Below are 14735 nucleotides of genomic sequence, written 5' to 3'. Positions count from 1 at the left end.
TGTGTCATTCATAAAAAGAGGGTGGAGCGTGGAGACCTCCACACTCCACCCTTGCTTTTTATGATAGGATGATATTCGGAAGAAAGGAGTAGTTATTATATGAAAGAATTGAAATGGTGGCAGAAATCCATCGTCTATCAGATTTATCCAAAAAGCTTTCAGGATACGACGGGGACGGGCGTCGGGGATATTCCGGGCGTCACGAGCCATCTTGATTATTTAAAATCCCTCGGCACCGGAGCCATCTGGCTCACGCCGGTCTATCCATCCCCGATGGTCGACAATGGCTATGATATCTCGGACTACTGCGATATTGACCCGTCGTACGGCACGATGGAGGACATGGAAGAACTCATCGCCGAGGCGAAGAAACGCAATATCCGCATTGTCATGGACCTCGTGTTCAACCACAGCTCCGACCAGCATCCGTGGTTCCTCGAATCCAAGAAGGACCGCACGAATCCTAAGGCCGACTGGTACATTTGGCGCGACGCCAAGCCGGACGGTTCGGCCCCGACCAACTGGCGCGCAATTTTCGGCGGTTCGGCGTGGAAATGGTGCGAAGAGCGCCAGCAGTACTACCTGCATACGTTCGCCGAGGCGCAGCCGGACCTCAATTGGGAGAATCCGGAAGTCCGCAAAGCCCTGTTCGATGCCGCCAACTTCTGGCTCGACAAAGGTGTCGGCGGTTTCCGCATCGATGCCATCGTCTACATCAAGAAGCCGGAATTCAAGGATGGACCTGTTGACGGCGCGGATGGCCTTTCGGGCATCCATGAGATGACGGCCAATACGCCGGGCATCCTCGATTTCCTTCATGAGTTCCGCCGCGAGGTCTTTGACGGCCACGACATTTTCACGGTCGGCGAGGCCAACGGCGTCAGCCCTGAGGAGTTGCCGCAGTGGGTCGGCGACAACGGTGTTTTCTCGATGCTGTTTGAGTTCAGCCATCTCGAGCTTTCCTATCCGGAAGGCGAGATTTGGTGCAAGCGCTTCCCCTGGAAGCTCACGCAGCTCAAGTCGGCACTGACGGCCAGCCAGCAGGCGACAGCCAAGGAAGGCTGGTATCCGATCTTCTTTGAGAATCACGACCAGAACCGCTCGATGCACCGTTACTTCCCGGAAGGAACGAATCCGAAAACCGCGGCCAAGGCGCTGGCGACCATCCTGTTCACGCTGCGCGGTACGCCTTTTGTCTACGAAGGCGAGGAAATTGGCATGACGAATGTGGCTTTCCCGAAAATCGAGGACTACAATGATATCTCGACGCACGGCCAGTATGAATACGCCATCAAGGAAGGCCTGTCGCCGGAAGAAGCCTTGAAGGCCGTACAGTTCCAGAGCCGCGACAACGCGCGCACGCCGATGCAGTGGACGCATGATACGAATGCAGGGTTCACGACGGGCACGCCGTGGCTGCCGGTTCACAAGGATTTTGACCGCTGCTGTGTAGAGGCGGAAAGCGAAGACGGCACGTCTGTTCTCAGCTATTACCGCATGATGAACCGCCTGCGCACGGAAAGCGAGTATTCTGACATCCTGCTGCAGGGCCGTTATGAAGAAATCCTGCACGACGATGAACACGTATACGCTTTCAAGCGCGTGCTCGGCGAACATACCGTTTATACCATCGTCAATTTCACGAATGAATCTGTAACATACGATGCAGCATGCCTCGAAGGAGCCAAGCATGTACTTGGCAATTACGAGGACTCGAAACAAGGAACGCTCAGACCGGCGGAAGCCGTTGTCTATGCCAAATAAGGAGGATCCGAGATGAAAGTAGCCGCTAGTGATTATGATGGAACACTCTTCCGTCAGGATGTAATCGCGAAAAGTGATGCGGAAGCAATCAAAAAATGGCGTGAGGCCGGACATAAATTTGGGGTGGTCTCGGGCCGCGACCATGGCATGCTGGTGCCGCAGCTCCAGCATTATGGCGTTGGCTACGATTATCTGGCCTGCAATAATGGCGGCATCATCTGCACAGCTGAGGGCAAGGTCCTTTGGGAAGCGGAAATCGCCCCGAAGATGCTCGCCGAACTCACCAAGCTGCCGGAGGTGCGCAAGTCCTTCCATTTTGCCCTGTCCGCTGCGGACCGCACGTATCTCTGCCATGCGTCAGAAGGTACCTGGGTCATCCGCGAAGCGAAACAGTGGGATTTTCCGATTGTTCACATCGAAGAGAGTGACGTTGACCATCTGCCGCAGACCATCCACCAATTTGCCCTCGGCTTCACGAATCCCGAGGATGCCTTCGCCGCGAGCGACGAAGTCAATGCGAAGTTCGGGGATGTGGTTCACGCTTATCCGAACCGCTGCGCCGTCGACATCACGCCGAAGGAGATCGGCAAAGATCAGGCCATTGCTCATACTCTATCACTTATGGGCTGGCAGGATGCCGAAATCTTCGCGATTGGCGATGAAGTCAACGATCTGCCGATGATTCAGGCCTTCAACGGGTACACAGTAGATACAGCCCGTGACGCCATCAAGGCAGAGGCCCGCGCTTCCTACGAAAGCGTCGGTGCCATGCTGCTCGCCAACATTTAAATCAGCCCCTCGCGCATTTTGCGTGTTATAAATTTCCCCTTTGCCTGACAACATAGATACCATACAGGCAGATGATTTTTTGCAAACGGCCTCAACTCTATCACAACGAGGCCGCTTACAATCCTTTTTGAATTTATTGGATGAGACCTTCGCATCGGAACAAGGATAGATCGGGGGCTCTCACTCTTATAAAGATGAATATTCCGAATCTTTAGAGGGAAAGGAAGTCTATCACATGAAAATCAACAAGAAAGCTCTTGCCATTCTCGCTGGTCTGACAGTCGGAATGTCCAGCACCGCTTTTGCTGCTACGGCGGACAGCTTTACGGATGTCCCGAAGGACCACTGGTCCTATCAGGCTCTTGACTATCTCGCCAAAGAGGGCGTCATCGAAGGTATGGGGGATAGTACCTTCCAGGGCGGCCGCACCATGACGCGTTATGAAATGGCATCCATCGTTGCCAAGGCTATGCAGAAAACGAATTTGAACTATGGTGATAAGACCGTCCTTGAAAAACTCGAGGGTGAGTATGCTGGCGAAATCAGCACGCTGAAGAAACAGGTTGACCAGAATACAAAAGATATTCAGGGCCTGAAGGATGAAGTAGGCCGTGTCAATATCCATGGCTTTGTCCGTACCCAGTATGACCATGATAAAAATACGACGGATGATACATTGGACAAACAGACCAACCGTTTCTATATGAACCTCTATGGTGACTTCAAGGTCAATAAGGATTGGACGGCACATTTCCAGAGTGAGACAAACCGTCATTATAATGATGGCCATGACCGCAACAAAGAAACTGGCTTCAGCCCGTCCAATGGCAAAAAGACTTGGTCCGGCCACGATGGCAATATGCAGCGCATCTGGGTGGATGGTTACTTCCCCAATTCGAAGTCGTGGGTCAGCGTCGGCCGTGCATGGCGCGGCCTCGGCATGCAGAATGTCTTGTTCGGCAATGAATCCGATGGTATCCAGTTCGGTGTGCCGATTCCGGGCACGCATTTGACGGGCAGCGGCTTCTGGATGGCTTCGACCGGTGATGGCAATAAAGAGAGCATCTATGGTGTGGCTGCCTGGGGTGCTATTGGCCATGCCGTGGATGTCAACTTTGCGTATGGCAAGAGCAGTCTTGATAAAGGTGAAGTGAACGGCACGAGTTCCTATGCTTATGCCGATCCTGATGACGGCTATAAGATTAAGGAAAAAACGGTTGCAGGCTCGAAAAATCCTCGCAGCTATGGCTGGGTAGCAAGTACCGGCATCAATCTCGCGAAGAATGTACGCTTCCTTGCTGACTACTCCCGCACGGATGCAGACTTCCAGAATAATTCCCTGGCTCTGCGCCTTAACTATCGCAATACGGACCTTAACTGCCCAGGCACATATCAGCTTTACACGCGCTATATCAAATACGGTGCAAACGGCTGGCTCGCTGGTGATGATGAATGGAACTCCATTTGGAACGGCACGAAAGGCTGGATTTTCGGCGTCAAGTACGTGCCGGCCAAGAATATTGAGTGGGAAACGCTTTATTCCCCGCAGGTTCGCGGCTGGAGTCAGGATTGGCAGTATGACCGCAAGCTCTTCCGCACGCAGGTGGACTACCACTTCTGATATTTCCCTGACAGCTTAACAAGAACGATAAATTGGAGTCCATACTCTCCGGTTTATCGTTCCTTTTATATGGAGGATTCATATGGAACGGAAAAAGATTTTAGCGCGTGCCGTCGGCATGTCGTTGACTTTTGGGCTGTTGGCGGTGCCGTTTGTTCCAGTACAGCCAATTTCACTTTACGGCATGGCAGAAGCTGCTGCGCAGGTGAAAGAAACAGTACCGGCGAAGGCCGCATCTGTGCAGAAAACAGATGTGGTACTCGTTGGCTCGTTGCAGGATGAGCTCGGTGCTGCGAAAGAGTGGAATCCTGCCGATGCTAAGACCATTATGAAATCGGATGGCGCGGGCCATCATGTCTTTACGGGCCATCTGCCGAAGGGCAATTATGATTTCAAGGTCGCAGTCGGCGGCTCTTGGGACGTCAACTACGGTGCGAATGGCGAGGCCAACGGCAAGAATATCCCCATTCGCCTGCTCGCGGACCACGATGTCACGTTCACGTATGACGATGCAACGCATGCCATCACGTACGATTATCAGGGCAAGGATGCCGAGCAGAAGGCTCTGGCAGCAGATGGACGCAGCATCGTCCTGACGGGTACGGTACAGACGAAGGCCGGTGCCAAGAAGGATTGGGACCCGTCGGACCAGACGACGCGCATGAAGTCGATTGGTCATGATTTCTACACGTATAAGATGAATCTGCCGGCGGGCACGTACTACTACAAGATTTCCGTCAACGGCAGCTGGGCCGAAAACTACGGCCTCGGCGGCAACTTCGACGGTGCGAATGTCCAGCTGACGCTGCCGAAGGCGCAGGAAGTTACCTTCTATTATAATGATAAGTCGCATCATATCGAGAACAGCACGGAGTACAATTTCCTCGCTGACAGTCAGCTGCCGGTCATCTCGGGCAGCTTCGGCGAAGTCAAGGACCCGCTGATGCGCGACCAGATGCTCGACAATCTGTTCCAGAAGACGATTCCTCTTTCCGCAGGTGAATACACGGTGACGGTTGCGATGCCGGGCCATGATGCCTTGACGCAGACCGTCAATGTGGCCAAAGACGGCGACGTTACGTTCTATTATGACAGCAAGGCTCAGAAGCTCATCGCTGACGATGGACGCATCCGTGAGGATAAGGTCTACCATGACAGCTGGAGTACGGCTTACCGTTCTCCGTTTGAAGCCGTCAAGGAAGGCACGCCGGTCAAACTTTCGCTCGCCACGGGCACGGGCGATGTCACGAATGCCAAACTCGTCGTTTACAAGGCCAAGATTACGGCTAACGGCGGCGATGAGTACAATCCGGATTACACGGCCGGTACGGTCAGCTACTATCCGATGACAAAAGTCGGCACGAAGGGAGACCAGGATATTTGGTCTGTCACCTTTACGCCGCAGTCGTACGGCCTTTATGGCTATAAATTCCTGCTTAACGACACGAAGGAATACGGCGATGACGCGAAGCCGGGCCATACGGGGCAGCTTAAGCTGCGCGGCGTCAAGCCGTATCAGCTGACGGTCTACAGCAAAGACTTCAAGACGCCGGATTGGGCCAAAGACGCAGTTTGCTACCAGATTTTCCCGGACCGCTTCTTCGATGGCGATAAGAGCAATGACTACGCGCGCAAAAATGCCCGCGGCTTCCAGCCGGTCCAGCACCGCAAATGGAATGCACTGCCGGCCAACTACAGCAAGACGCCGGCTGCCGATGGCGATAAATGGGAGTGCAACGACTTCTTTGGCGGCGATATCGCCGGCATCACGAAGAAGCTCGACTATCTGCAGGGGCTTGGCGTCACGGCGATTTACGTCAACCCGATTTACAACGCCTGCTCGAATCACCGCTATGATGCCGTCGACTACGGTACGATTGACCCGTTCCTTGGTACGACGAAGGACCTCGAGAAACTCACGGCGGAAATGCAGAAACGCGGCATGCACCTCATCATGGACGGCGTTTACAACCACGTCGGCGATGACTCCATCTATTTCGACCGCTACGGCAAGTATAAGACGGTCGGTGCGTATGAATACTGGAGCCGCATCTATGACCTCATGAATGACAAGCATATGACGGAAGACCAGGCAAAGGTCGAGGCGAAGAAAGAGCTCGAGGCCGAAGGTCAGGTCTTCAGCCCGTGGCATTGGGAGAACTGGTTCGAGATAAAGAACCAGAAGACGCAGGACATGATGGGCAAGAAATACGCTTATCATGATTGGCAGGGCTACGACAGCCTCGTGCCGTTCAAGGATGCCGATTATCCGGGCTCGGAGCAGGGCACGGTCAAGTCGGACCTCGGCGATTATCTGCTCTATGGCCGCGGCAATGATAAAGGCGTCATCATGAAATGGTTCGACGAAGGCCTCTCGGGCTGGCGTCTCGATGTCGCCAAGGAGGTGCCGCCGGGATTCTGGGCCGATGTACGTAAGGAAGTCAAGTCCATCAAGACGAAGAATGGCGACGACCCGCTGCTGCTCGGCGAGATTTGGCAGGACGGCTCGCAGTTCTTCACGGGCGATACATTCGACTCCGTCATGAACTACAAGCTCTCGTTTGCCCTCGGCGACCTCTTCCTCGATAAGGGCGATGCCAAGGCTGCGGACGATGAATTGACGATTCTGCGCCAGAACTATCCGAAGGAAGCTCTCTACGACCTCATGAACATCGTCGACAGCCACGATACGGTCCGCGCCATCTATAAATTCGGCGGCGGTGCAGAAAATGTCGCACAGGCCACGAAAAAAGACTTCAATTACAATCTCGGCAAGGCCCGTCTCAAACTCGCCGCGACGTTCCTCATGGGCTATCCGGGCATGCCGACCATCTATTACGGCGATGAAGCCGGACAGTTCGGCAGCGCCGACCCGGACTGCCGCCGCACGTATCCGTGGGGCAAGGAGGATAAAGATCTCATTGCCTACTATAAAAAGGTCATCGGCGTCCGCAACGCGCACAAGGACATCTTTGCGCGCGGCGATGTCAAGACACTCAAAGCCGAGGGCGATATCTACGCCTTCAGCCGCACGGCGGACTCCGGCAAATCCGGCATTGTTGCCCTCAACCGCGGCAAGGCCCAGCAGGTCGTTCTGCCTGTCTCCTTTGCCAACGGCACGGCCTTTACCGACGAACTGACTGGCACGAAAGTCACCGTCAGCGGCGGCAATCTCACCTTGAACCTTGGTGAAAACCAGGGCATGATGCTCGTGGAAGACTGAAGCGGGCATCACAAATCCCTCATTTCTCTATTTTCCCTTTCAAACCCGCAGCAGTCCCCCGACGCTGCGGGTTATTTTTATGCGCGTCATGCGTACCTCGACAAAACCTGATATAATGATAAAAAACAGTCTGACAGCCATGGCTGTCGAAGAAAGGGGAAGCCTATGAAGAAAATACTGGCAGTGCTGACACTCGTCTTTGCCTGCCTTTGGGGCACGGCGTTTGCGGTGGATTTTTCGCATCTCGTCATCATGCATACGAATGATACGCATGGATACGACCAGCGTGCCGACGGCGTCAACGGCATGGTGACGGTCGCGGCACTCAAGAAAGATTATGAGGCCAAGGGCTATCAGGTCCTGCTCGTCGATGCCGGCGATGCCATTCAGGACAACAACCTTGTCAATTTCAGCAAGGGCAAGACGGCCATCGACTTCATGAATGCGGTGGGCTACGATGCCATGACGCTCGGCAATCACGAATTTGATTATGGCTCTGATGTGACGCTGGCGCGCATCAAGCAGGCGAAGTTCCCCGTCATGTCGGCGAACATCATCGTCGAGTCGACGGGCAAGTCCTTTACGCCGAAAACACATACCATCATCAAAAAGGGCAGTCTCAAGATTGGCGTCTTCGGCCTGACGACGCCGTCGACCATCACGACGGCCAATCCGAAGAGCACGCGCGGCCTTACGTTCCTCTCGAAAGAGGAAATGTACAAGGCGGCACAGAAGGAAGTCGACGCTCTTAAGGCAGCGGGCTGCGACCTCATCGTCGGTATTGGCCATCTCGGCAGCGAGCCGGATGCCGCTGGCGACCGCTCGAATGATGTCCTCGAAAATGTCAAAGGTATCGATGTCTTCATCGACGGCCATGACCACACGGTCAAGAATCTTTACGTCAACGGTACGCTGCTGACGGAGACGGGCGCACATCTCGCCAACATCGGCGTTGTGCAGTACAAAGACGGCAAATGGCAGGAAGACCTGCATGCCTATGGCCGCTTCAACAAGGAAGATGCCCAGGTAAAGGCTATGGTCGACAAGGCACAGGCTGATATCGACAAGCAGCTTTCGACACCTCTCGGTACGACGTCTGTCGAGCTCAATGGCTCGCGTGACCCGGGCGTGCGCACGGAGGAAACGAACCTCGGCGACTTTATTGCCGATGCGTATCTCTGGCAGGTCCGTCAGGCCACGGTCCTTGACCATGTCACGATTGACGGCGCTGTCATGAACGGCGGCAGCATCCGCGCGGGCATTAAGCAGGGGACAGTCACGCAGGCCGATATCCTGCGCGTCCTGCCGTATCACAATGATCTGCAGTATGTCACGCTCAAGGGCTCGACGCTTCTCGAGGTCCTCGAGGCTGCTACGTGCACGACGCCGACGGCACTTGGTGCCTTCCCGCAGGTCGCCGGTATCGAGTACACAATTGATACGGCGAAGCCCTTTGTCAAAGGTGAGCTCTATCCGCATTCCGTCTACTATCAGCCGGCCAAACCGGGCACTCGCGTGACGATCAAGAGCGTGGGCGGCAGGGCCTTTGACCCGAATGCGGTGTATAACATCGCGGTTCCCGACTTCCTGACCTCGGGCGGCGACTCCTACTACGTCATGCAGGATCCCGAAAAGGTTCAGGTACACGACGTCGACTATCTCGATGCAGACGCCGTGCGCAACTACATCAAAGAACTTGGCGGCACGGTCGGCAGCCAGTACGCTGCGCCGCAGGGCCGCATTACCATCCTTAAATGATGATATATAAAAAGTAAAAATGGAGAGAAACTCGTTGGTGAGGTTCTCTCCATTTTTTGTATAAAGAAAACATCTGGTGCGGGTAATCTGAGGCCTTATAAGCCGTACATTTAAAAATTTTGGCTATGCTGGGGAATATTTTTCAATGAGTAATGGATGATATTTTTTCTTATTATAAAATTTTGTTCATTTTATTATTTACATTCGTTCAAAGTAGTGCTATTATATGAACTGTCAGAAGAAATAAGAAACAATCTGGAGGTATACAAAATGGAACTTGCAAAGTATATTGATCACACATATCTCAAACCGGACGCGCAGAAAAAGGACATCGACAAGATCCTGAAAGAAGCTAAGGAATATCACTTCGCTTCTGTATGCATCAGCCCGATTTGGGTATCTTATGCTCATAAAGAACTTGCTGACAGTGGTGTGAACGTTGTAACGGTCATCGGTTTCCCAGAAGGTGCAACGCCGACTTCCGTCAAAGTCTTTGAAACCAAGCAGGCTATTGCAGACGGAGCCGATGAAGTCGACATGGTTATTCCCATTGGCTTCCTGAAAGATGAACAATATGAGTATGTAGAAAATGACATTCGTTCAGTAGTTGAGGCCGCTGACGGCAAAGTAACGAAAGTCATCATCGAGACCTGCCTGCTGACAGACGACGAAAAAGTCAAAGCCTGCGAAATCGCTAAGAAGGCTGGCGCTGACTTTGTAAAGACCTCGACCGGTTTCTCGAAATGGGGCGCAAAAGTCGAAGATGTTAAGCTCATGCGTCAGGCCGTTGGCAAGGATATGGGCGTCAAGGCATCTGGCGGCGTAGCAAACAAAGAAGAAGCTGAAGCTATGATTGCCGCTGGCGCAAACCGCATCGGCACCAGCCATGGTGTAGAAATTATGCAGGGCTGATTCGTCAGCCATTATCTCTGAAAATAGGAGGAAAGAGATATGAGTTCAAAATGGATTCAGTACGACAACGGATATCTGAACAAAACCCCGATTTTCCAGTTCATTCTTCTTTCCTGCCTGTTCCCCCTTTGGGGAGCAGCAGCAAGCTTGAATGATGTTTTGATTACACAGTTCAAGAGTGTTTTTGATCTAAGTGACTTTGCCAGTGCCTTGGTACAGAGTGCTTTCTATGGTGGCTACTTCCTCATTTCCATTCCAGCATCAATGGTCATCAAAAAAACGACTTATAAGACCGCCATCCTCTGCGGCTTAATCTTCTATATCGTAGGCTGCTCACTTTTCTTCCCGGCATCTCATATGGCAACGTATACGATGTTCCTGGCAGCTGTCTTCGCTATTGCAATTGGTCTTGGTTTCCTTGAAACGGCATCGAACACGTACAGCACGATGCTTGGCCCTGAAAAGTATTCCACGCTTCGCCTGAATATCAGCCAGACGTTCTATCCAATTGGTGCTGCCGCAGGTATTCTGCTTGGTAAATATTTAATCTTCGAAGATGGTCAGAGTATGGCCGCACAGATTGCCAGCATGACGGCAGAAGAGGCACATGCTTATCGCCTTGATATGCTGATGAATACATTGGAACCTTACCGTGTTCTCATCGTTGTTCTTCTCGCTGTTCTCGCCCTGTTTGCTTTCACAAAATATCCGAAATGCAAACCTGTGGTTCCCGAGAATTCCAAAGAAAAAGATCCTGGCATCATCGAAACGTTGCATTACCTTGCAGACAACACAAAATTCAAAAAAGGCATTCTTGCCGAGTTCCTCTATGTCGGTATGCAGGTTGCTGTTTGGTCATTCACCATCCGTCTGGCTTTGACGATGGATGCCTCCATTAACGAACGTATGGCTGCGAACTTCATGGTAATCAGCTATGCATGCTTCTTCGTTGGTAAGTTTATCGCAAACTTCCTTCTTGCCCGTTTCTCAACGAATAAAGTACTTGTCGCATATTCCATCATCGGCTGCCTGCTTGTTCTTTATGTATCCTTCATGCCGAGCTTCACGGCAGTATATGCCGCTGTAGCAATCAGCATTCTTATGGGACCCTGCTGGGCAACGATTTACGGCGAAACGCTGAAGACGGTTGATAAAAAATACACGGCTACGGCTGGTGCAATCCTTGTTATGTCTATCATTGGTGGTGCTGTTGTTCCGGCCATCCAGGGATATGTTTCCGATGTGTCTGGCTCGATGCAGTTCTCGTTCATCGTTAACTTCTTCTGCTTCGCTTATGTCGGCTACTATTTCTTTAAAAAGTATCGCACGGAAAAAGTTGAAGATGCCATTCCTACGGCAGAACATTAATGTTCTTTATTCTCTAGATTCTTAAGCATCTTGTTTATTTAGGAGGTCCATAGTGATGTCTACAAAGATTTTTCTGAATCATAGTTATTTTACAGATAGTCATAAGACTCTGCTGGAAAATGATGATTTTAAAGTTACATCGTTTCGGTATCCATCCGGCATTGAATCGGTAAAAATCCAGAACAGCAAAGGCTATGTAGAGCTTCTTCCGTACATGGGACAAATCATTTGGGACGCTGCTTTTAATGGAATCAGCCTGCGCCTGAAGAATATCTTCAAACAGCCGAAACCTGCAAAATGCATTGTTGATACCTATGGCTGCTTTGCATTCCATTCCGGACTTCTGGCGAATGGCTGCCCAGGGCCTGAAGATACGCATCCAATGCATGGTGAATTCTCCTGCGCAACGATGGATGAAGCTTGGTTAGAGGTCACTGCAGATTCTGTAGCTTTGGTCAGCAAGTACGAATATTGCCAGGGCTTCGGTTATCATTACATCGCAGAGCCAAGCGTAACACTGACAAAAGATGCTACGCGTTTCAAGATCCACATGGAAGTTACAAACCTTACCTGCACGGAAATGCCGCTGCAGTACATGTGCCATATGAATTACGCATATGTTGATCAGGGACGCATCTCGTCGAACATCCCGGCAACAGCTTTCAAACTGCGTGAATCGATTCCGTCGCATGTTCATCCGACCGAGAAATGGCTGGCTTATAACGAAGAAATTAAAAAGCTGCAGAAGGAAGGACGCAGCATGGAAGTCCTCGACCAGCCAGACATGTATGATCCGGAGATTGTCTTCATGGCAGACCACATCGATCAGTATGCACCGGATGTGACGGTAGAGATTGATTCCCCGAAAGGCTATGGCTTCAAGACGGAATTCTCGACGAAGGATTTCACGAGTGCTACTCGCTGGATTATGAAGAACGATGATCTGCAGGTCGCCGCTTTTGTCCTGCCAGCAACCTGCCGTCCGGAAGGATTCCTGGCTGCCAAGAAAGCAGGCACGCTCCTTTACCTCCAGCCGAACGAGAAAAAGACGTTTACTGTTATGACTGGTTTAAAGTAAGACATTGATTATTTCCAGCATCATAGAAAGGATGCATTTCCCATGAAAATTGCTGTTATTGGGTCGAACATGGTCGACCTCACCTCGTATATCACGCGTATGCCAGTTCTTGGCGAGACATTAGAAGCTCCAGACTTTTCAATGGGCTGCGGCGGTAAAGGCGCCAACCAGGCTGTCGCCGCTGCAAAATACGGTGCGGACGTTCTGATGGTAACCAAAGTCGGTGATGACTTTTTTGCCGACAATACCATTGCTAACTTTAAAAAGAATGGCATCGACACCAAATACGTTCAGAAAGTTCCTGGTGTTTCCAGTGGTGTAGCACCGATTTTCGTTGATAAAAACGGACAGAACAGCATCTTGATCATCAAGGGGGCTAACAATGATTTAAAACCGGCTGATATCGATGCAGCAGAAGAAGATCTGAAAACCTGCAAGTTGATTATTCTGCAGCTGGAAATCCCCCTTGAGACCGTATATTATGCCATCGATTTCGGTAAAAAACATAATATCCCGGTTCTGCTGAATCCTGCTCCGGCCACAAAGGAACTGGATATTGCTAAGGTATGCCAATGCGACTTCTTTATGCCAAACGAAACAGAATTGGCTATCTTAACCGGTATGCCTGTATCCAATCAGGAAGAGATTGAAGCTGCTGCTAAATCGTTATCCGCTCGCGGCTTGAAACACGTTATCGTCACGATGGGCTCGCATGGTTCACTCTTGGTAGATGAAAACGGCACTCAGCTTGTAAAGCCGTTTAAAGTAAATGCAGTAGACAGCTCCGGCGCGGGAGATGCCTTCATCGGCTGCTTCGCATGCTGCTATGTAGAAAATCATGATATCATCGCAGCGATGAAGACGGCCAGTGCCTTTGCAGGTCTTAGCGTAACCAAACGCGGTACGCAAAAATCGTATCCTGAAAAGGAAGAGGTATTGAAACTTTTGAACGCTTAAACGCTTAAGTGGAACGCAGAAAAAAGACGGCATCCTGCCTTAAGGATGTCGTCTTTTTCATAAAATATATGGTTTCCATTGAATATAATTCTTGCGTTTTGTTATAATAAAAATGATAAAAAGTTCTTTGAGAGGGATGACAGATATGGAACCGGATAGGGATAAAGACAGGCTGAGCATCGATGCAGCCCGATTATACTACGAATCGGATATGAGCCAGCAAAAAATAGCGAATGAATTGGGGATATCAAGACCATCCGTCTCCAGGTTGCTGCAGCATGCCAAAGATCAGGGCTTTGTGCAGATCAGGATTATTGATCCCATTGATTTAAAGGCATCTCTCAGTGGTGAACTTTGTAAAAAATATCATTTAAAAGATGCAATCGTAGCCAATGCTCCTCTTGACAATGACCGTGAGCTAAAAAAGGCCATAGGCGAAGCTGCTGCATCCTATTTATGGAAAACCGTCAAAGACAATGACATTATCGGCATGGGTTGGGGGTCTTCCTTATACCAGATGGCGCTTCATCTAAAATCAAAACCTGTCAAGGGCGTACAAGTGGTGCAGTTAAAGGGGGGCATCAGCTATTCTAAGGCCAATACGTATGCCCATGAAATCGTAACACTTGTCGCCGCTGCATTTTCCACCACAGGCGTTTTCCTGCCAATCCCAGTCATGTTCGACAATATGGAAGTAAAGCGTCTGGTCGAACACGATAAGTACGTCAAACATATACTGGATATGGGCAAGAAAGCAAATATTGCCGTTGTAACGGTAGGAACAGCTTCCAATGAATCTATCCTGTTCCACTTAGGCTATTATATTAATGAAAAGGATAGGGAACTGCTCAGTCAGAAAGCTGCTGGAGACCTGTGCTCACGTTTCTATGATGATGATGGTAAAATCGTAGATGAAGAACTGAATGCCCGGACGGTAGGGATCCAGTTGGACGAATTCAAGAAAAAAGAAACGCGTATTCTGGTTGCCGGAGGTAAAGAAAAAATTCGGGCAATCCATGCTGCTTTGAAGGCAGGTTATATGAATATCTTGATTACAGATCGATATACCGCAGTGGCCTTAAAAAATTTTGCATAATGTGTTTCAGAACTCGGAGTACCTATGGATGTTTATTTTTTTATCAACTGTTCGATCTCATTTTGCAACAGATCCATTTCTCTATTTTCCTTTTCGCACCCGCAGCAGTCCCTAACGCTGCGGGTTATTTTTATGCATTTTTTGAACATGCCTTTGTTCGTATAGAAAA

10 protein-coding genes are annotated in these 14735 nt (G+C 50.7%); all 10 read left to right on the top strand.

What is annotated here, in order from left to right; genetic code table 11:
- Window positions 1-99: 99 nt before the first annotated feature.
- Complete coding sequence (locus ACI4OH_RS08565; RefSeq protein ID WP_439784598.1) at window positions 100-1764, top strand: glycoside hydrolase family 13 protein; 1665 nt, start codon at window positions 100-102, stop codon at window positions 1762-1764.
- 12 nt (window positions 1765-1776) lie between these two features.
- Window positions 1777-2553 carry an HAD-IIB family hydrolase gene (locus ACI4OH_RS08560; RefSeq protein ID WP_439784597.1) on the top strand — a complete coding sequence of 259 codons (777 nt, stop codon included), beginning with the start codon at window positions 1777-1779 and terminating at the stop codon, window positions 2551-2553.
- A 235-nt stretch (window positions 2554-2788) separates the two neighbouring features.
- The gene (locus ACI4OH_RS08555) at window positions 2789-4174 is read left to right on the top strand and encodes an S-layer homology domain-containing protein (protein ID WP_439784596.1); all 1386 of its coding nucleotides are present in this window, start codon (window positions 2789-2791) and stop codon (window positions 4172-4174) included.
- Window positions 4175-4256: 82 nt separating this feature from the next.
- On the top strand, window positions 4257-7397 hold the full coding sequence (locus tag ACI4OH_RS08550) for a pullulanase X25 domain-containing protein (protein WP_439784595.1): 3141 nt from the start codon (window positions 4257-4259) through the stop codon (window positions 7395-7397).
- A gap of 165 nt (window positions 7398-7562) precedes the next feature.
- Window positions 7563-9155 (top strand): bifunctional metallophosphatase/5'-nucleotidase, encoded by a 1593-nt coding sequence (locus ACI4OH_RS08545; protein WP_439784594.1) that lies wholly within the window; start codon window positions 7563-7565, stop codon window positions 9153-9155.
- A gap of 270 nt (window positions 9156-9425) precedes the next feature.
- Window positions 9426-10067 carry a deoxyribose-phosphate aldolase gene (gene deoC, locus ACI4OH_RS08540; protein ID WP_435721565.1) on the top strand — a complete coding sequence of 214 codons (642 nt, stop codon included), beginning with the start codon at window positions 9426-9428 and terminating at the stop codon, window positions 10065-10067.
- A gap of 39 nt (window positions 10068-10106) precedes the next feature.
- Window positions 10107-11435, top strand: a complete 1329-nt coding sequence (gene fucP, locus ACI4OH_RS08535) for an L-fucose:H+ symporter permease (protein WP_432646913.1) — start codon at window positions 10107-10109, stop codon at window positions 11433-11435.
- A 55-nt stretch (window positions 11436-11490) separates the two neighbouring features.
- Entirely contained in the window at window positions 11491-12513 is a 1023-nt protein-coding gene (locus ACI4OH_RS08530; RefSeq protein ID WP_432646914.1) for an aldose 1-epimerase family protein, read from the top strand.
- A gap of 42 nt (window positions 12514-12555) precedes the next feature.
- Window positions 12556-13470: a ribokinase gene (rbsK, locus tag ACI4OH_RS08525; protein ID WP_432646915.1), complete on the top strand. Its 915-nt coding sequence runs from the start codon at window positions 12556-12558 to the stop codon at window positions 13468-13470.
- 136 nt (window positions 13471-13606) lie between these two features.
- Window positions 13607-14566 carry a DNA-binding transcriptional repressor DeoR gene (gene deoR / locus ACI4OH_RS08520; protein ID WP_435721564.1) on the top strand — a complete coding sequence of 320 codons (960 nt, stop codon included), beginning with the start codon at window positions 13607-13609 and terminating at the stop codon, window positions 14564-14566.
- Window positions 14567-14735: the final 169 nt, after the last annotated feature.

The sequence above is a fragment of the Mitsuokella apri genome (assembly GCF_051886055.1).
Taxonomy (GTDB): domain Bacteria; phylum Bacillota; class Negativicutes; order Selenomonadales; family Selenomonadaceae; genus Mitsuokella.
The sequence above is the reverse complement of the archived record's forward strand: the minus strand, read 5'-3'. Positions and strand labels throughout refer to the sequence as shown.